We start from the raw sequence: 18,052 nt of genomic DNA, 5'->3' as shown, positions 1-18,052 counted from the left end.
GCCGCTAATAATTGCTTAACCAAAACACCCGGTTAAATTAAGCAATCCATTATTGAGTGGATTTTAATGCTTTAATAACACGGTAACTGACACTAAACCGAAATCACCATTATAAGAAACGCTGATGACGATTGAATGATAGGGTTAAAAATATAACCCTATCTTGACTTCTGTATTATTGGTCTAATCCTCATCCAATTACGGGATAACTATCAGGCCAAATATAATCAGCTTTCCAGCAATTAAATCTTATGGCATTGGTTCGAACAGCATCACCAAATCGCCCTGATAGTCACCGTTGGTGCTAATGCCAGTAGCAACGTTGGTTGGTGCATCTGCAGTGATCTTCAGGGTATAGGTGTTATCAAAACCACCGGTTACCGGGGTGGTCTGAGTGAGTTCTGCAGCAGTTGCAGTGCTCAATTCTTTGCCGCCAAGAGTGACTTTTACGCCATCTAACTGCGCGCTATCTGCACGGGACACGGTTAAAGGTTGAACCATGGTCACATCCACTTTGTCAGTGGTACTGTAAATACGCACTGGCAGATCGTTAGAAGCGAAGGTCGTCTGGTAGCGATCGCTGGCGAACAGTTCTTCTGTGTCGTACCAGGTGCTACCATCCGGTTTGGAAACAAAGATCGCATCGTTAATGGTGGCAACGATTGAGATTTTTTTGTTGATACCAGGAGCGGCGTTAGCCATGCTGGATGCCAAAATGGCAGCAGCGACTACAGACAGAAGGATCTTTTTCATGTTTTTCCCTTATTAAATGATTTTGACGTCCTTATCATTAAGAAACGTCTCCTGCGTTTATTACTGAGCTTTATACAAATAACCCTTTAAAAAGGTTATTTGCAATGAGTTCAATCCATGATCAAAACATTCAGTAAGCATCAAAAAGATAAAGAATGAAAATTAAATTGATGACCAAGATATGTCTGTATTATCAATGTGTGGCACTATAAGATCATTCTGTTTTTTATGGAAGATAATATTTATTTATAGGCGATGCAGATTAGTTATACTTCCGTTCCAGTCAGGAATAATTTGGGGTCGTGACTCCGATTTAGTGCTGTTATATTCTTTTTCTTTTGGATGACTGATGGCAAAGATTGATGTGGTTTGTCCCCGTTGCTCTGAAACTCAGGGGGTTATCCGGAACGGCCATTCCAGCTCAGGAGCGCAGCTCTATCGCTGTAAGCAGTGCCTGAAAACCTTTCAGCTCCAGTATCGCTACAACGGTGCTAAACCGGATACCCATCAAACCATTGTTGATATGGCGATGAATGGCTCCGGATGCCGCGATACGGCAAGGGTATCAGGAGCTGCCTCAAGGCTGACGCCTGACGCAGCTGAGCCTGACACCTGAATCGGGTCGGGAAGAGGCTCTCCACCCGCTCATGACCTATGAGTACGATGAGCGGGGGCAACTGAGTGCCGCTATCAATGCGGCCGGGGAAGCCGAGCGCTATCAGTATCGTGATGATTATGTATTCAGCCTGCGGCAGTTGGCTGGCGGGGCTGAGTTTTACTGGGAGTGGCAAGGGGAAGGCAAACAAGCCCGTGCGATGCGCCACTGGAGCAACCTGCCGAACCTTGACCACGTTTTGTGGGATGAACAACCCGGGGCCGTCACCCACGTCAAGCGCCAAACTACAAGGGCAGGATGAACGCCAGCAGGGATCGTCATACCGGGTGCGCTATGCCAAGAGTCTGCTTGAGACCGGCACTTCTGTTGACCTGACTGCCTACCGTTACTCGACACGCAACTACAACAGTTTTGCGGATTTCAACAATATAGGTCACCGATTGCGTGACGGCCAGGTGCCGTGGGCGCTGGAGCGCCAGCGTTCGGCGTTCCAGATGCGTATCAGCCAGCAGTTGGAGCGATGGGGAGCGTTGTACTTGTCGGCATCACGTAATGATTACTGGAGCACAGACAAGGTCATAAATACGGTATCTGCGGGTTACAACGGCAGCTATCAAGGGGTGAGCGTCGGGCTGGCGTACAGCATTGACCGAGTCAAGGGAGACGGGGGCGAGTGGCCGGAGAACAGGCAGGTCGCCTTGAATATCCAGGTGCCGCTGAGTCTGTTCGGCCCACAATCCATGTTAAACCGTGCCTATGCCAGCTACCAGATGACTCACGACAATCAGGGGGCGGGTAAGTCAACAGACAGGCATCAATGGTAATGCGCTGGATGACCGCCTGTCCTACAGCGTGATGCAGGGCTGGTCGAATGGCGAAGACAGCAGTACCAGCACACTGAATGCGGGTTACCAGGGCAGCCGGGGGATGGTGAACGGTGGCTACAGCTACAGCAGCAGCAACCGATCGCTGAACCTGGGGGGCAATGGTGCCGTCCTTGTTCATCCGGAGGGCGTGACTCTGGGCCAGATGCTGGGGAGTTCGGTGGCGGTGGTGAGTGCACCAGGCGCGGCAGGGACTCAGGTGATGAACGGAGGCAACGTGCGAACGGACAGTCGAGGGTATGCGGTGGTGCCGTACCTGTCGAATTACCAGACCAACAATATCAGCCTGAACCCGTCGACACTGCCGGACGATGTGGACATGACGCAGTCAAGCCTGAATGTATACCCGACCAAGGGGGCCGTCGTGTTGGCAAACTTTGCAACACGGGTGGGATATCATGCGCTGGTGACGTTGCCTACACCACGCTGGATGAGAAACAGCTGGATTTCAGCATCAGCTGTTATGCACCGGCCAAGGTGGCCATCAAGGCAACTTCTCAACGCGGTGACAGCGCAGTTAGTCAGGTTGATGGGAAGCTAAGCACTTTCAGCAGCACAGGCGAAGAGGGTTCGCAGCATGAAGAAATAACAGCTAGGATATTGTATGGGATGAGACCACGTGTTTGCTCATCGACTCCTGACTCCTTATTCGCCCCGCATAGGCAGCCCCAAGCGCTGTGATGGGGGGCAACCGTCAGGCTAGCGTCATATAGATTATATTGTGGGGTAACCTCATGACTAACGAAAAGAAAAACAAAATCGTACCCGCAGCCAGTCTTTCAAAAGAAAAGAACCCCAAGCGCATATCAGGCAACAGTGTGCCACAAAGAAAAGGCACGGCAAAAATACCGGAAAAAAAATATCAGCAAGAGCTCAGGTTATTACACGAAGAACTTGTCCATTTACAAAGTTGGGTGATAGCCAAGGGGCTGAAAGTATGCATCGTGTTTGAGGGGCGCGATGGGGCTGGCAAGGGCGGCACGATAAAAGCACTGACCGAAAGGGTCAGTCCGCGAGTGTTCCGTGTTGTTGCCCTTCCTGCCCCAACCGAACGTGAAAAAACCCAAATGTACCTGCAACGCTACATGCCATACATGCCAGCAGCAGGAGAGGTCGTTATCTTCGATCGTAGTTGGTATAACCGAGCTGGCGTCGAGCGAGTTATGGGTTTTTGTACGCAAGAGCAGACGCATCAGTTTTTGGAGACGGTTCCGATGGTGGAACGATTAATGGTGGAGTCTGGCATCATTCTCATCAAATACTGGCTGGATGTAAGCCCAAAGGAACAAGAACGTCGATTGCGTGCACGTATTGATGATGGCCGCAAGACATGGAAACTTTCAGAGATAGATATCCGTTCTTTCGAACTCTGGGACGACTATTCCCGAGCCAGGGACGACATGTTCGCCGCCACAGACAGCCTTTGGGCTCCTTGGTTTGTGGCTAATTCAGAAGACAAAAAGCGGGTTAGACTAAATGTTATCCACCATTTTTTGCAGCATATTCCCTACAAGCGGTTGCCGAAAAAGAAGATTAAATTGCCTAAACGCAAAATCGGAAAATATCATTCACCAGACTATCCTTTGAAACATATTCCTGAGATTTTTTGAACAAAGGCGTCATTCTAATTCATGGTGATTTGCTGTTTAAAAACTCATGGCGTTTTTATCCATTGGGTAGCAAAAACTGACGGCGAAAACGATGAGCCTGTAAAATCAGAGGGCTGACGGGTAGTGATGGAATATGGCTGATATAATGGGGATTGTTATGAAATGATGCTGGTTATCCTACCCTCGGCAGGCGAACCATTCGCGACTTTCCCACACTTTTTTATGCCCTCTGATCACATCCTGCAAAAATCCTCGTACACACCATCCAGACAATAATCGTCCGAAGCACAAAGGTTGCTGGTGCGGATCGCGTCATCAAGCCGCAGATGCCGCTTGCCATCAGGCTGTTCGCTGGATCGCTGCAATAATAATCCCCCCTTAAAGAACGCAATTGGATCCCTCAAGTAATCGTGATTGGCACTCGTTTATAGGGCCGTACACTGTATAACCAAGTGATGTTGTTTCATATTTGTGAACAAAAAGTAACAACTAACCCTCTAGACGCTAACTTTTCCTGGTCATTAACGCTACCGGGTATCAAAGGATGATATATGTCTTGCGAAAACATTGGCATTTCCCCGGCATTAGCCGCAGGGGAACGGACTCTTGCACCCGTCAAATCACTGACTTTTCTTGAAGGGGTAGCAATGATAGTCGGCACTAATATCGGTGCAGGCGTGCTTTCTATCGCGTACGCTTCCAGTAAAGCGGGTTATTTACCTTTGCTATTCTGGCTGGTACTGGTTGGCTGTGTCACCACCATCTCTATGCTGTATGTCGCTGAATCCACCCTTCGTACCCGAGAACATCTGCAACTAAGCGGTTTGGCCCGGCGGTATGTCGGTGGTTTTGCTTCATGGGTCATGTTCGCTTCAGTATGTGTCAATAGTATCGGCGCGCTTACCGCTTACATGTCTGGTAGCGGCAAATTATTGCAATCCCTGCTCGGCATTTCACCTGCGCTCGGCAGCCTGCTGTTTTTTATCCCGGCGGCGTTGGTGCTGTATCTTGGCTTGAAGGCGATAGGCCGTGGCGAAAAGTTTATCAGTATTGGCATGGTTGCCATGCTGAGCGCTTTGGTTATCGCGACGCTATTGAAAGAGACCACCCAGATGCGCAACCTGCTTGACGGTGATTGGCTCTTCATGGTGCCCGTGTTCAGTGTGGTGGTGTTCTGTTTCTCTGCCCAATATATTGTGCCTGAGATGGCGCGTGGTTTTGCGGATAAGCCAGCACAGCTTCCCAAGGCTATTATTGTCGGGATGGTAACGACTTTTGTGCTGTTGGCGGTGGTGCCGATGTCGGTGATCGCGCTCAGTGGGTTGGGTAATATTTCTGACGTGGCGACGATCTCGTGGGGGCAGGCGCTTGGCCAATGGGCTTTCTTCTCGGCCAATATCTTTGCGCTATGTGCCATGCTGACATCCTACTGGGGGCTGGGTGGCAGCTTCGTGAGCAATATTTTCGATAAGTTCAGGTTAGGGGACGATGAACGGCCGTTGCGACGCTTCGGTGTGTTGATGGTGGTCGTTTTGCCACCGTTCGCGCTGGCCTACAGTGGTCTGGTTTCATTCGTCAATGCGTTGTATTTCGCCGGTGTATTCAGTGGAGTGATCTTGTCCATCATGCCGATACTGATTTTGCGCGGTGCCCGCAAGCATGGCGACCAGGTACCGCTTTGGCAGTGTAACTGGATCACGCATCCGCTGTTGCAGGTGAGTATTATACTGCTGTATCTGGGAAGTGCGGTCTATGCGATTGCGTCACTGTTTGGTTATTTGCCAGCTGGCTGGTGATTGTTGCAAGGCTAGTTGCGACGATTGCTGCTATGGTTATCTTTGCCATGTTCGGCCAGGATGAGAGATAAAACAGTCGAGGTACAAGATGGAAGAAAAATCGGAAATAAGCGCTCCTCAGCGTGATGCCTTTTTGGATGAGAGAACCTTCAAGTCGCGAACTATCCTGCTGTTTGGGCAGATCAACGACACGGTGGCCTACAATGTCGTCAAGCAATTGGTGGTGCTGTCCGACGAGTCCTCTGCGCCGATTAATTTCCTGATTTGTTCACCTGGTGGTCATGTAGAGTCGGGTGATGTGATCCACGATGTGATCCGCTTTATTAGCGCGCCGGTGAATATGATCGGCAGCGGTTGGGTAGGGAGCGCCGCGGTTAATGTGTTCTTATCGGTGCCCAAGGAGCGTCGCTTCTGCCTGACCAATACCCGTTTTCTGATCCACCAGCCAAACGGTGGTATCGGTGGTCAGGCTACCGATGTGGCGCTTCAGGCGAGAGAAATTATCCGCATCCGGGAAAGAATCGCCACCTTGATCGCCAAGGAAACCGGGCAGAAACTGGAAAAGGTCTTGAACGACATTGACCGCGATTTTTGGATGCCGGTGGCAGAAGCGATCGACTATGGCCTGGTATCAAAAGCCATTGTCAGCGAAAAAGAAATAGCCTGAGCATAGCGCAATAATTCACCGAATCACCCAATCCCCAAATAACCCCAGCAGGCCATTTTGTTCAGTTCCATAACCCACAAGCTGTACGGGTTATGGACGCTGTAAACGGCCTGCGTATTATCAAGCCCCAATAGCCCACTCGCGAGGGATGTCACCAAGGCCGTGAACCGAACAACGAGAGGCTAAAAGTGGCGGTTTGTGACCCGAATCACTGCCCCGTGTAAGCGCACCGAGTGTTTTCTTCTCATTCTGCATGTTAACCACATGATAACAAAACGTTATCCGATAGATGGCGGTAAAACACTGTGCTAGGATGATTAATCACCACCTCTGGCACCAACGCCAACTTGAAAAGGATATGACCATGCCTTTGAATAATAAAAATATTTTTGTAGCTCTCGCCGCTGCCTTATTTGCAGTCAGCAGTTACGCGGCTGCGCCGAAATCCGTGGCGATCCTCTCTATCGTTGACCATCCGGCATTGGATGCTACCCGTGATGGGGTGATTGATGAGCTAAAGGCTGCGGGGTATGACAAGGATAAGGTCAAGATCCAGTTCCAAAGTGCGCAGGGAAATACGGCCACCGCAGGGCAGATTGCGCGTAAATTTATCGGGGACAAGCCCGATGCGATAGTGGCGATTTCAACGCCTGCGGCCCAGTCCGTGGTGGCGGCTACCAAGACCATACCGGTGGTGTTTACTACAGTAACCGATCCGGTGGCGGCCAAGCTGGTGAGTAGCTGGCAGCCGAGTGGTACCAACGTTACCGGCGTTTCAGACAGCGTAGCCATCGGCCCGCAGGTCGATCTGATCTTGCAGGTTAAACCCGATGCCAAGCGAGTCGGCATGGTCTACAGCCCAGGGGAAGTCAACTCGACGGTGGTGGTCAAAGAGCTGAAAGAGGAATTAACCAAACGCGGGATGACGCTGGTTGAGGTTCCTGCTGCACGTACTATCGACGTAGCCCCTGCGGCCAAAAGCCTGGTAGGCAAAGTCGACGTGATCTACACCAATACCGATAACAACGTTATCTCCACCTACGAGTCGCTGGTTGGCATTGCCAATCAGGCAAAAATCCCGTTGATCGCCGGTGACAATAGCGTTGCCAAACGTGGTGCGGCTGCGGCGTTGGGGATGAGTTATTACGATCTGGGCCGCCAGACCGGTAAAATCGTTGTCCGTCTGTTAGAGGGTGAGAAGCCAGGCGCAATAGCTCCTGAGGTGGGTAACAAGCTCAGCCTGAGTGTCAACCCTGCTGCTGCCCAGAAGCAGGGGGTCACTCTGCCAGCTGAACTGGTGCAATCAGCACAAGAAGTCATCAAATAACGATCTGCGTTGAATGATGGTTTACATCGGGTGTAAATGGCCTGCCGCAGGTGGCAGGCCAAGATGTTTATGAGGTACGCATGTCGTTAATTTCCCTGATGGGCGCTTTGGAGATCGGCCTGATCTTTGCGCTGGTCGCGTTGGGCGTATTGATCTCCTTTCGCTTACTCAATTTTCCCGATCTGACGGCCGATGGCAGCTTCCCTCTAGGGGGCGCAGTAGCCGCGGTGATGATTGTCAGCGGTTATAACCCTTGGCTGGCGTGTTTGCTGGCGGCTATCGCGGGTGCCGGTGCTGGCTGTTTGACGGCCTGGCTGCACGTGCGGCTCGGTATTTTGCAACTGCTAGCCAGCATTTTGGTGATGATTGCCCTGTATTCCATCAACCTGCGCATTATGGGGGCACCAAACCTGGCCCTGATCGGCTTACCTAGCGTTTTCACTCCTTTCATCAGTCAGGTTGAAGACAACGCCTGGCTGATCCAACCAATATTGCTGCTGGTGGTGGTTGTCGTTGTCAAACTGGCACTCGACGCGTTCCTGACCTCTGAGGTCGGCCTTGCGCTGCGGGCTACCGGAGCGAATCCACGCATGGCACGCGCTCAGGGGATTGCGACCAGTCGGCTAACGGTGATCGGCATGGCGGTGTCCAATGCGCTGATAGCGCTGGCGGGGGCACTGTATGTACAGACTCAGGGGGGCGCCGATATCTCCATGGGGATCGGCACCATCGTCGTCGGGCTGGCGGCGGTGATCATCGGTGAAACGCTGTTGCCTGCCCGTAGCCTGTTCCTGATCACTATGGCGACCCTGTTAGGGGCATTGCTGTACCGCCTGATGATCGCTCTGGCCCTGAATGCAGACTTTATCGGCTTGCAGGCGCAGGATCTGAATCTGATCACTGCGCTGCTGGTTACGTTGGCGCTGGTCCTGCCTAAGCTGAAACAAAAATTGAAAAGCAAGCGGGGGAGGCAGCCATCATGATGCGCGCCGAGCAGCTGTTTAAAACCTTTAACCCTGGAACCCCGCTGGAGAACCCGGTATTACGTGGCCTGTCGTTGAACATCGAGGCCGGGCAGTTTGTGACGGTCATTGGCAGTAATGGGGCAGGGAAGTCTACCTTGCTCAATGCGGTCAGCGGTGATATTACCCCCGATCGCGGCCAAGTGTTTATTGGCGAACAGGACGTTACCCTGATGCCCGCCTGGCGCCGTGCTGGTATGGTCGCCCGTGTGTTCCAGGATCCGCTGGCGGGAACCTGTGAGGGGCTGAGCATTGAGGAGAATCTGGCACTGGCACTGCAGCGCGGCCAAACCCGAGGATTTCAGCGTGCCGTCAAGAGCAAACAGCGGCAGCTGTTCCGTGACAAGCTGGCCACGTTGGAACTGGGGCTGGAGAATCGTTTAGGGGATCACATGGGCCTGCTGTCTGGCGGGCAGCGTCAGGCTGTCAGCCTGCTGATGGCGTCGCTACAGCCTTCTCGTCTGCTCTTGCTGGATGAACATACCGCCGCGCTCGATCCTAAAACGGCGGCCTTTGTGCTGGCATTGACCGACCGTATTGTCGCCGAGCAGCAATTAACCGTACTGATGGTGACACACTCCATGCGCCAGGCGCTGGATCATGGCCATCGGACCGTGATGTTGCACCAGGGACGGGTGGTGCTGGATGTTGTCGGTGAGCAACGGGCCAACATGCAGGTCACCGATCTGCTGGCGATGTTTGAGAAAACACGTGGTGAAAAGCTGGATGATGATGGGCTACTGCTGAGCTGAGGTTGCTCACTTTGTTGGGGCGCGGCATGCTGCGCCCACGCAGCTGAATAAAACAGCAAAAACAACGGTTTTGGCATAACCTGAGAGCAATTGGTTATTTGCCTGGGTTCCCTGTCCGTGCTGAGATTGTCGCCTGATAAAAAAGTCAAACAAGGCGATGACCATGTCTACAGGGAAAACGCTGCTCGCGCTGGCGCTGAGCACACTCTTACCGGCAAGCGCTGCCATCGCGGCAGCTAACGATACGCTGATTTATTGCTCCGAGGCGTCACCGGAGTCGTTCAACCCGCAGATTGCCAGTTCTGGCCCAACGTTTGTTGCCAGCTCGCAGGTGCTGTATAACCGCTTAATCAATTTCGATCCGGTTAACAACACGCCAACGCCTTCATTGGCAACCGAATGGAAGATTTCTCCGGATGGTAAAACCTACACCTTTACCCTGCGCCAAGGGGTGAAATTCAACAGCAACAAAAACTTCAAGCCGACCCGCGATTTTAATGCTGATGATGTGGTGTTTTCGGTGTTACGCCAGAAAGATCCAAATCACCCCTACCACAAGGTATCGCAGGGTAATTACGAATATTTTCACGACGTAGGTCTGGATACGCTGATTAAGGAAGTGAAAAAGCTGGACGATTATCACGTTCAGTTCGTTCTGAGCGAGCCGAACGCCGCGTTTCTGGCCGACTGGGGGATGGACTTTGCGTCGATCCTTTCCGCCGAATACGCCGATGCGATGCTGAAAAAAGGCACGCCAGAATATGTGGATACCTGGCCAATCGGCACCGGCCCTTACGTCTTGCAGCAGTATAAAGTCGATTCACTGATCCGCTATGCTGCCAACCCTGATTACTGGGATGGTGAGGTGCCGACCAAGCATCTGATCTTCTCCATAACGCCGAACGTACAGACGCGCCTGGCGAAACTCCAGACCAACGAGTGCCAGATTATCCCCGCACCGGCTCCGGTACAGTTTGATGAAATCAATAAAAACCAAGATCTGACCCTGCATAAGGTAGATGCGCTGAACGTCGGTTACCTGGCGTTTAACACCGAGAAAAAACCGTTGGATAACGTGCTGGTGCGCCAAGCCCTAAACTATGCCACTGACAAAAAGGCGATAGTTAACGCGGTGTTTTTAGGTTCGGCCACGGTGGCGAAATCGCCGCTGCCGCCAAATATGCTGGGTTTTGATAAAGACCTGCAGGATTACGGCTACGATCCACAAAAAGCCAAGGCGTTGCTGAAACAGGCCGGGGTGGAAAAAGGCTTTGAGATCACGTTGTGGTCGATGCCGGTTCAGCGCCCGTATAACCCGAACTCCAAGCGTATTGCAGAGATGCTGCAAAGCGATTGGGAAAAGGTCGGCGTGAAGGCGAAGATCGTCTCTTACGAGTGGGGGGAATATCTTGCCGGGATGCGTAAGGGCGAGCATGACACCGCGCTGTTTGGCTGGATGTCCGATAATGGCGATCCGGATAACTTTGCCGAGGTATTGCTGGGCTGCAACAGTATCAAAACCGGCTCGAATGCCGCGCGCTGGTGCGATAAAACCTATGATGGACTGGTACAGCAGGCCAGGTTGACTAGCGTCCCTGCCGAACGTGCGAAACTCTATGGCCAGGCGCAGGAAATCTTTTACCAGCAGGCTCCGTGGATTGCGCTGGCGAATGGTAAAACCTTCTATGCCACGCGCAGCAACGTCAGTGGTTATAGCGTCAGCTTGATGGGCAGTGATTTCTCCAAAGCCAAACTGAATTAACCGCAGGCCAGATTGAAAACGGGGGGCTGCAACGGCGCCCCCAGAACACAATGAGACGGTTGAGGTTATTTAGGCTGCCGAACAACTCTGGAGCCAGCAAGTACGGCGGCCAACACCATAAACAGATGCCCTTCGGCGGAATCCAGCAGGAACGAGTTGAACAGGTGGCAGGCCAGATAACTGCCGAGCACGGCAACCAGCAGGTTGCGGCAGGCTGTTGGTTGCTGCCAGGCCGCTCGGAAGCAGCACCACATCCAGCCCAAAAACAGCGCCAACCCCAGCAAGCCATTTTGTACCGTTTCCAGAAGATACTCATTGTGCGGGTTATGCACGCCGTAACCGGTCTGCGCGTTGCCATACCAGAAGCTCCCGGCCCCGTTCCCCAGCAGCGGGGCCTGTTTTATCAGGCGTAGTGATTCGCGGGCAAAGGCGGTGCGTTGCCCCATCGAGTTGTCGCAAGCTTGATAGGCCTGGTCTGCCGGGGCCAGCACGCAATTGCGCACCTCAGCAAGGCCGAGCGTCAGGCGCTCCGTCGCTCTATTGGGGATAAAAATCAGCATAATGGCCAGCAGCAAGCCACAGGCTAATACCCCCAACCGCTGCCAGCGGGGCAGCGTCAGCAGCAACCAAAGCCCCACGCCGACCAATAGCGCCACATAGCCGGTGCGCCCCTGTACCATCAGCAGCACGTTCGCCGTTGCCAGTAGAACCCATGCCCCATAACACCAGCGCAGCACGCCTGATTGTCCAAAAGCACGGGTTAGCCATATCAACGCAGCAAACGCCATAAACACGTTCTGGGTTATCTGCAGTTTAAACACCGTTGGATTCTGCGGATCGAGGCCACCCAGCGTCACATGCCCGACCCCCGAAGCCAGGCTGATCGCCAGTATCACGGCATTGGCGAGCAGAAAGCCGCTGATAAAGCGGGTGATAAGCCTGGAGTCGCTGAGAAAGAACAACGCCAAGGGCAATACATACAGCAGCTTTTGATACTTGCCGACCATCTTCGGGCCGTATTCGTGGTGCTGGGTCAATAACGAGGCGGCCAGCAGTGCGAACATCAATGCGGGCAGCCACACCAGCGGTTGTTTGAGCAAAGGTATCAACTGGCGAAAGTCGCGCTGCCACAGCAGACATATCGCCGCCAACACCAGCGAAGCATTCATCAGCGCATTGGACGTCGGTAGGGACGCGCCGAGCAAAAACGCCGTAAAGCCAAACAGCCGAAGGCGGGTTGGGGAGAGTAACGATACAGAACACGGTTCGGTGGATGACATGAAGTGGCTCAAATCAGGGTTAATTAAACACGGTGTCATTCACCGTGCGGGAAGTTGGGATTTCCAGGCAGGTAAGTTGGCGGTTTATGGCTCGGATAACCTCATTGACGGGAATAGCCTCCAGATAACGTTCCGGGGTAGCGGTGTCCACCTCGTCGGGTTGCGGTAATGAGCGGTAGTTGCCTGCCCATAACAGGATGTGCTGAGCCTGCCAGGGTGACCACTGTTGCAGATTGCTGGGACCGAACAGCACGACGGAAGGCGTCTGCAAGGAGGCGGCCATATGCATTGCTACCGAATCCACACCGATAAACAGCTTCGCCCGATCGATCAAGACGGCAAGTTCCGGCAGGTCCAGGCGACCGGCCAGATTGACCACCCGTTGTGGCATGGAACAGTGGGCCAGAATGGCGGCTATCATGGCGATCTCATCGGCAGAACGCCCGCAGGTCAGCACCACGGTTTCTCCGCTGGCGGTGAGATAGTCGATAACCCGTGCGAATCCCGCCACTGACCAGGTTTTGAACGCCCAGCGCGCGGTAGGCTGGATCAGCACGAAATCCGTCAGGTGATGATGTTGGCTGAGGCGGTCGATCTCATCGACATCGCGCTGCCGGTAAGCCTGGGTGACCTTGGACACCAAGGTCGGTAATGCCAGTGGGGCCAGAATAGCGAGGTTATTGAGCACGGTGTGCCGTTGGTCATGCCCGTCCACCGGCACCAACAACGAATGGCAAGCTCGCCACAGCCGATTATTACGCTTGGGGTAAGCAAACCCCAGGCTGAACGTCGGTTTGAGAAAGCGGCAATACAACGCAGCCCGCCACTGGTCGGACAGATTAATCACCAGGTCGTAGTGGCCAGTGTTGAGGCTGTTCCACAGGGCTTGCTCACCGCGATACTGTGCCTTGCAGCCCTGCCGTTTTAGGCTTCGATCGACGGTATAGGTCAGATAGACATCTCGATTACCTGCCAGCATCGCCTCGGTGCCGTCATACACCAGCACGTCAATCAGGGCGCTGGGGTAATTGGCGCGTAGCGTACTGAGCAACGGTGTAGTTAGCAGGACGTCACCAAAGTGACGCAGCTTGATAACCAGGATGCGCTGTACCCGTTCGCGGTGCAGTAATCGGTTGGGCAAGCGGCGATCGGGTAACCCGGCTTTGCCAGCACTCGTCACGAACGTCATATTTTGCTGATGTATCCCAGAGATCGATAATCTGCCGTGCGGACCTTTTCATCTGTCATCTTCACTTTTCCTGTTTATTGAAAGCCCGTTATTTCGACGCTTGCGGCCGACGTGTTATGCATGGGTTTCAAGATGCACCAAGCCCCACGACACCCAAGGCGATCTTATAGGTGGCGGAAAGACAAAGATAATTGGTTGTACAGATCAATAAGATCAGACCGATCGTTGAAAACGATCAATCCTTGACAAAGTAAGGGGGTATTGTGCGGGCTTGTCAGTCACGGGATAATATGTCTATTAGGAATTTTAGTATGGCAGCCATTGGCAGAAGTGTGAGGATGAATAGCGGGTGGTGAGAGATGCGTGGAAAGCCGAACCTCGTCCCTGAGGTTCGGCTTTTACAGATTAGCCCGCAGCGGCCTCGCGTAGGCGCTGTTTAATCTTGCTGTACTCCTGCTGAACGTAATGTTCTGCCTGCCCTTGATCCTTAATCGGCTCAATCTGCACGGCGCAGTATTTGTATTCCGGCGTTTTGGTTATCGGGCTGAGGTTTTCCGCCACCAGCTCGTTACAGGCACCGATCCACCATTGGTAGGTCATGTAGATCGCACCCCGGTTAGGGCGTTCGCTGACGTTGGCACGGGTAATGACCTTGCCCTGACGTGAACGCACCCACACCAATGCCTGATCCTCAATCCCCAACCGTGCAGCGTCTTCCGAGTTGACTTGCACATAGCCCGGTTCATCGGCCAACGCGACCAGTGCCTTACAATTGCCGGTCATCGAACGGCAGGAGTAATGGCCCACTTCGCGTACCGTCGACAGCACGAACGGGAACTCATCGCTGAGCTGATCGATCGGCGGAGCCCACTCACAGGTAAAGAACTCCGCTTTGCCACCGGGCCGAGAGAATTCCCCGCCTTCGTACAGATAAGGCGTACCCGGGTGATCCAACGTTGGGCAAGGCCACTGAATGTAGGCCAGGTCCGCCATTTTCTCGTAGGTAGCGCCGTAATAGATCGGGCACAGCTCGCGCAGTTCGTCCCAGATTTCCTGCGTATTGTTGTAGTGCATCGGATAACCCATGGCCGTCGACATCAGGCTGATGATTTGCCAGTCCGTCTTCACATCGCCCACCGGCTCCACTGCTTTATAGAAGCGTTGGAAGCCGCGGTCTGCCGCGGTATACACCCCTTCATGCTCGCCCCAGGAGGTTGCCGGGAAAATAACGTCGGCAATCGCGGCGGTTTTGGTCATGAAGATATCCTGCACGATCAGCAAATCCAGCTTCTCAAAGGTTCTGCGGATGGTGGCTAAATCCGGCTCCGTTTGCAGCGGATCTTCCCCCATGATGTAGTGCGCCTTGAGTTTGCCATGGTCGATATTGTGCGGTACTTCGCTTAACGCATAGCCGATCTCGGCGGGCATTGCGTCGATCCCCCAAGCGTTGGCAAACCTTTCCCGCGCCTCGGCATCCGTTACCTGGAAATAGCCGGGCAGGGTGTTAGGCAACGCGCCCATATCACAGGCACCCTGAACGTTGTTCTGGCCGCGTACCGGGTTGACCCCGACGTTCGGCTTGCCCAGGTTACCGGTCAGCATCGCCAGGCTGGTCAGCGCACGCACGGTTTCCACGCCCTGATAGAACTGGGTGACGCCCATGCCCCACAGGATGGTGGCCGTTGGCGCGCTGGCATACATGCGTGCCGTTTCACGGATCTGCTGGGCATTGAGACCCGTGGTTTTTTCAACCGACTCCGGTGGGTAGCCCGCCACGATGGCGCGATACTCATCGAACTGCTCGGTATGCTGTTCAACAAACGCCTGATCGTACAGGTTCTCCTCAATCATCACATGAGCGAGTGCGTTGATCAGGGCGATGTTGGAACCGTTTTTCAACGGCAAATGGATATCCGCAATACGCGCCGTTTCGATGTAGCGTGGATCGCAAACAATGACCTTGGCTCCTTTCTCCTTCGCCTTGAGAATGCGGCGGGCGACAATAGGATGCGAGTCCGCAGCGTTATAGCCGAAGACAAAAATACACTGGGTATCCTCAATCTCGCAGATGGAGTTACTCATGGCGCCGTTACCGACCGATCGCTGCAGACCTGCAACCGAGGGGCCGTGTCAGACGCGTGCGCAACAGTCGATATTGTTGGTACCGACGGTGGCGCGAGCAAATTTCTGCATCACATAGTTGGCTTCGTTACCGGGCCCGCGCGAGGAACCGGTCGTCATAATCGCATTCGGGCCGTATTTTTCTTTAACGGCCAGCAGGCGCGAACTGGCGAACTCAATGGCCTCTTCCCAAGACACCGATTCCAGTTTGCCACCCCGTTCCCGGCGGATCATCGGCGTTTTCAGCCGTGGCGTCAGGATCTTGGTATCGTGAACGAAATCCCAGCCGTAATACCCTTTCAGGCATAGCTCGCCCTGATTGGTCACGCCGTTAGCGCCTTCGGCCTTAACGATCCTGCCGTTGTCGACTATCAGGTTGATTTTGCAACCTGAAGCGCAATAAGGGCAGACCGTGATGACTGTTTTCATCTCCTGCACTCCTTGTTAAACCTGTTCGACATTGCTCAACACGCCACTGGACCAGCAAATCTCCCCGGTGACGAAAAATGTGTCTCACTTATTTGAAGCATAAATTGTGCCACGCTGACTTGATGTGGATTAATGACTGGCATTTATTGTCATCATTCACCCCCGCCCCAAGCTTTCGTGTTACGGTATTAGGCGCTGCTATTCAGAGCCGCTCAAAGCTTTCCCCCGTATCCCATATTGATAACCGTTGATAAATCACCCGTACCGCCTGCGTCACTTTCTCCGTCATCGGGAAATAAAACATCACCACGTCCGGCTGAACGCCGAGAAATATCACTTCCTCAATATCCTCACGTAGCTGGTCGATCAGGAAATTGAGCGGCATATTGTGGGTACTCATAAAGAACATCTCGGCAATATCGTCAGGATTGACGATGCGGATCTCGCCGGGTGCCAATTCCATATCGGTGGCATCGACAATCACCAGCCGGTTGGGCTTAAGATCGCGGATCTGATGGGTCACGTTTTCCGGTGTGGAGCCGCCGTTAACGGCGATCCAACCCTCGATCGGCGTTTCGGCCATCATCTCGGCCAGCAAGGGCCCGGCACCGTCGTCCCCCATCATGCTATTGCCTACGGTAAGTACGACATTCATGGGTTCGTCACCTTCTTCACAATCAGATAGATAGCAGGCTCCCGCTCAATCTCGGCGAGCAAGCCGAGCAGCTTGCTACTCCATTCGCTAAAGGGCGCCGGTTGGCTATCGATCAACGGGGCCAGGGCATTGGCCAGCAGACTGGTGTGGGTGGAGTCGATGGTGATTTCGCCGAAGGTCAGCAGGCCACGCATCTTGCGTTGGGCCTCACCCTCCGGGAACTGCTCAACCCAGGTTTGATATTGCGGCAATGGGCAGCTCAGCTCGGTATTCAGGCAGTCAATCACCCCTACGTGGTGGCCAATCGCCAGCGAGTAATACATCACCTGCTGCGCCTGGGCAGGCATGTCGTCATCGCTATCAAGGAACTTCTGGCGTAATGACCAGAACACCGCCTTACCTTCATTTTGCATGGGTAAGCTCCTGTTGCAGGCAGTCAACCAGGCAAGCGACAATCTCGCGCAGGCGAGGATCGCTTTCCTGTTGCAACCATTCCTCCAGGCGCAACGTGGCCGCATCTATGCTGGCACCGGCCAACAGGGAGAGGAAACGGTCGCTGATGATGCGGCCTTGGTAGTAGCCCGCCAGACGGCGTGCCTCGCGTTCAATCAGGACGCGGGTATGCAGTGGGATGCCTGGCAGCAACAATGCAGCCTTTTCGTCTACCTGCTCAAGGTGGTTTTCTCCCTTCAGCTTTTGCTCCAGTAGGCCCAGGGCCACGGCAAAGCCGTAGATGGTAGCGGCAGGCGTCGGTGGGCAGCCGGGGATCCACACGTCAATCGGCACGATTGACTCGCTGCCGCCCCAGACGCAGTACAGATCGTGGAAAATCCCGCCGCCGCAGCCGCAGGCCCCGTAAGAGATACAGATTTTTGGATCGGGGGCTGATTCGTAAGCTCTGAGCGCGGGCACGCGCATGGCCCGGGTGACCGCGCCGGTAAACAGCAGAATATCGGCATGGCGCGGTGAGGGGACTACCTTGATACCAAAGCGCTCGGCATCAAATACCGGCGTGATGGCGGAGAAGATCTCGATCTCACAGCCGTTACAGCCGCCGCAGTCCACGCGATACACATAGGCCGAGCGTTTGATATCCTTCAGCAGCTTGCTCTTGAGTTTGGCGGTCTGTTCATCAACGGTGATCGGCGTGCTGCGGTGATGATTAACCTTGATATCGGGCATCGTCATA

The 18,052-nt window shown here is 53.7% G+C and carries 17 protein-coding genes and 1 pseudogene; 11 read left to right on the top strand and 7 right to left on the bottom strand.

The window, feature by feature from the left end; genetic code table 11:
* Positions 1 to 249 precede the first annotated feature (249 nt).
* The gene (locus tag A6U95_RS16350) at positions 250 to 753 is read right to left on the bottom strand and encodes a CS1 type fimbrial major subunit (RefSeq protein WP_065685219.1); all 504 of its coding nucleotides are present in this window, start codon (positions 751 to 753) and stop codon (positions 250 to 252) included.
* 349 nt (positions 754 to 1,102) lie between these two features.
* On the opposite strand from A6U95_RS16350, the pseudogene A6U95_RS29850 reads away from it, so the two are divergent.
* The 11 genes and pseudogenes from A6U95_RS29850 to A6U95_RS16310 form a co-directional block, all read left to right on the top strand.
* Positions 1,103 to 1,318: pseudogene (locus tag A6U95_RS29850) on the top strand (IS1-like element transposase); the annotation flags it as partial.
* Between the two features lie 82 nt (positions 1,319 to 1,400).
* A complete protein-coding gene (locus A6U95_RS31520; RefSeq protein WP_241810673.1) occupies positions 1,401 to 1,670 on the top strand; it encodes a hypothetical protein in 270 nt (89 codons plus the stop codon).
* Positions 1,615 to 2,193 carry a fimbria/pilus outer membrane usher protein gene (locus A6U95_RS31515; protein WP_241810672.1) on the top strand — a complete coding sequence of 193 codons (579 nt, stop codon included), beginning with the start codon at positions 1,615 to 1,617 and terminating at the stop codon, positions 2,191 to 2,193. Before A6U95_RS31520 ends, A6U95_RS31515 begins: the two co-directional genes overlap by 56 nt.
* Positions 2,153 to 2,794 carry a fimbria/pilus outer membrane usher protein gene (locus tag A6U95_RS31510; protein WP_343227209.1) on the top strand — a complete coding sequence of 214 codons (642 nt, stop codon included), beginning with the start codon at positions 2,153 to 2,155 and terminating at the stop codon, positions 2,792 to 2,794. Before A6U95_RS31515 ends, A6U95_RS31510 begins: the two co-directional genes overlap by 41 nt.
* 193 nt (positions 2,795 to 2,987) lie before the next feature.
* A complete protein-coding gene (gene ppk2 / locus A6U95_RS16340) occupies positions 2,988 to 3,863 on the top strand; it encodes a polyphosphate kinase 2 (protein WP_083196389.1) in 876 nt (291 codons plus the stop codon).
* 551 nt (positions 3,864 to 4,414) lie between these two features.
* Positions 4,415 to 5,659: an amino acid permease gene (locus tag A6U95_RS16335; protein WP_065685218.1), complete on the top strand. Its 1,245-nt coding sequence runs from the start codon at positions 4,415 to 4,417 to the stop codon at positions 5,657 to 5,659.
* Positions 5,660 to 5,747: 88 nt separating this feature from the next.
* Positions 5,748 to 6,326, top strand: a complete 579-nt coding sequence (locus A6U95_RS16330; RefSeq protein WP_065685217.1) for an ATP-dependent Clp protease proteolytic subunit — start codon at positions 5,748 to 5,750, stop codon at positions 6,324 to 6,326.
* 364 nt (positions 6,327 to 6,690) lie between these two features.
* Entirely contained in the window at positions 6,691 to 7,653 is a 963-nt protein-coding gene (locus A6U95_RS16325; protein ID WP_065685216.1) for an ABC transporter substrate-binding protein, read from the top strand.
* A gap of 80 nt (positions 7,654 to 7,733) precedes the next feature.
* On the top strand, positions 7,734 to 8,636 hold the full coding sequence (locus tag A6U95_RS16320; protein ID WP_065685215.1) for an ABC transporter permease: 903 nt from the start codon (positions 7,734 to 7,736) through the stop codon (positions 8,634 to 8,636).
* Positions 8,633 to 9,427, top strand: coding sequence for an ABC transporter ATP-binding protein (locus A6U95_RS16315; RefSeq protein WP_024485284.1), 795 nt, complete (start codon positions 8,633 to 8,635; stop codon positions 9,425 to 9,427). Before A6U95_RS16320 ends, A6U95_RS16315 begins: the two co-directional genes overlap by 4 nt.
* A gap of 163 nt (positions 9,428 to 9,590) precedes the next feature.
* On the top strand, positions 9,591 to 11,189 hold the full coding sequence (locus A6U95_RS16310; protein ID WP_065685214.1) for an ABC transporter substrate-binding protein: 1,599 nt from the start codon (positions 9,591 to 9,593) through the stop codon (positions 11,187 to 11,189).
* A gap of 65 nt (positions 11,190 to 11,254) precedes the next feature.
* On the opposite strand, the gene A6U95_RS16305 is transcribed toward A6U95_RS16310, so the two are convergent.
* From A6U95_RS16305 to A6U95_RS16275, 6 genes are all read right to left on the bottom strand, one after another.
* Positions 11,255 to 12,469: an O-antigen ligase family protein gene (locus A6U95_RS16305; protein WP_065685213.1), complete on the bottom strand. Its 1,215-nt coding sequence runs from the start codon at positions 12,467 to 12,469 to the stop codon at positions 11,255 to 11,257.
* A gap of 19 nt (positions 12,470 to 12,488) precedes the next feature.
* Entirely contained in the window at positions 12,489 to 13,658 is a 1,170-nt protein-coding gene (rfaQ, locus tag A6U95_RS16300) for a putative lipopolysaccharide heptosyltransferase III (RefSeq protein ID WP_065685212.1), read from the bottom strand.
* Positions 13,659 to 14,063: 405 nt separating this feature from the next.
* Positions 14,064 to 16,208 carry a formate dehydrogenase subunit alpha gene (fdhF, locus tag A6U95_RS16295; protein ID WP_083196388.1) on the bottom strand — a complete coding sequence of 715 codons (2,145 nt, stop codon included), beginning with the start codon at positions 16,206 to 16,208 and terminating at the stop codon, positions 14,064 to 14,066.
* Between the two features lie 202 nt (positions 16,209 to 16,410).
* On the bottom strand, positions 16,411 to 16,863 hold the full coding sequence (gene hycI / locus A6U95_RS16285) for a hydrogenase maturation peptidase HycI (RefSeq protein WP_065685210.1): 453 nt from the start codon (positions 16,861 to 16,863) through the stop codon (positions 16,411 to 16,413).
* A complete protein-coding gene (locus A6U95_RS16280) occupies positions 16,860 to 17,276 on the bottom strand; it encodes a formate hydrogenlyase maturation HycH family protein (protein WP_024529681.1) in 417 nt (138 codons plus the stop codon). The genes hycI and A6U95_RS16280 overlap by 4 nt, the downstream gene beginning before the upstream one ends.
* The gene (locus A6U95_RS16275; protein ID WP_065685209.1) at positions 17,266 to 18,051 is read right to left on the bottom strand and encodes an NADH-quinone oxidoreductase subunit B family protein; all 786 of its coding nucleotides are present in this window, start codon (positions 18,049 to 18,051) and stop codon (positions 17,266 to 17,268) included. The genes A6U95_RS16280 and A6U95_RS16275 overlap by 11 nt, the downstream gene beginning before the upstream one ends.
* Position 18,052: the final 1 nt, after the last annotated feature.

Source organism: Serratia sp. 14-2641 (genome assembly GCF_001692375.1).
Classification (GTDB): Bacteria; Pseudomonadota; Gammaproteobacteria; order Enterobacterales; family Enterobacteriaceae; genus Chania; species Chania fonticola_C.
The sequence above is the reverse complement of the archived record's forward strand: the minus strand, read 5'-3'. Positions and strand labels throughout refer to the sequence as shown.

What these genes read in the sequence shown, in the direction of transcription:
- A6U95_RS16315 (WP_024485284.1), top strand. Translation starts at nt 8,633, where the DNA reads ATGATGCGCGCCGAGCAGCTGTTTAAAACCTTTAACCCTGGAACCCCG.
- rfaQ (WP_065685212.1), bottom strand. Translation starts at nt 13,658, where the DNA reads ATGACGTTCGTGACGAGTGCTGGCAAAGCCGGGTTACCCGATCGCCGC.
- A6U95_RS31520 (WP_241810673.1), top strand. Translation starts at nt 1,401, where the DNA reads ATGACCTATGAGTACGATGAGCGGGGGCAACTGAGTGCCGCTATCAAT.
- A6U95_RS16350 (WP_065685219.1), bottom strand. Translation starts at nt 753, where the DNA reads ATGAAAAAGATCCTTCTGTCTGTAGTCGCTGCTGCCATTTTGGCATCC.
- A6U95_RS31515 (WP_241810672.1), top strand. Translation starts at nt 1,615, where the DNA reads ATGAACAACCCGGGGCCGTCACCCACGTCAAGCGCCAAACTACAAGGG.
- ppk2 (WP_083196389.1), top strand. Translation starts at nt 2,988, where the DNA reads ATGACTAACGAAAAGAAAAACAAAATCGTACCCGCAGCCAGTCTTTCA.
- A6U95_RS16275 (WP_065685209.1), bottom strand. Translation starts at nt 18,051, where the DNA reads ATGACGATGCCCGATATCAAGGTTAATCATCACCGCAGCACGCCGATC.
- A6U95_RS16330 (WP_065685217.1), top strand. Translation starts at nt 5,748, where the DNA reads ATGGAAGAAAAATCGGAAATAAGCGCTCCTCAGCGTGATGCCTTTTTG.
- hycI (WP_065685210.1), bottom strand. Translation starts at nt 16,863, where the DNA reads ATGAATGTCGTACTTACCGTAGGCAATAGCATGATGGGGGACGACGGT.
- A6U95_RS16310 (WP_065685214.1), top strand. Translation starts at nt 9,591, where the DNA reads ATGTCTACAGGGAAAACGCTGCTCGCGCTGGCGCTGAGCACACTCTTA.
- A6U95_RS16335 (WP_065685218.1), top strand. Translation starts at nt 4,415, where the DNA reads ATGTCTTGCGAAAACATTGGCATTTCCCCGGCATTAGCCGCAGGGGAA.
- A6U95_RS16320 (WP_065685215.1), top strand. Translation starts at nt 7,734, where the DNA reads ATGTCGTTAATTTCCCTGATGGGCGCTTTGGAGATCGGCCTGATCTTT.
- A6U95_RS16280 (WP_024529681.1), bottom strand. Translation starts at nt 17,276, where the DNA reads ATGCAAAATGAAGGTAAGGCGGTGTTCTGGTCATTACGCCAGAAGTTC.
- A6U95_RS16305 (WP_065685213.1), bottom strand. Translation starts at nt 12,469, where the DNA reads ATGTCATCCACCGAACCGTGTTCTGTATCGTTACTCTCCCCAACCCGC.
- A6U95_RS16325 (WP_065685216.1), top strand. Translation starts at nt 6,691, where the DNA reads ATGCCTTTGAATAATAAAAATATTTTTGTAGCTCTCGCCGCTGCCTTA.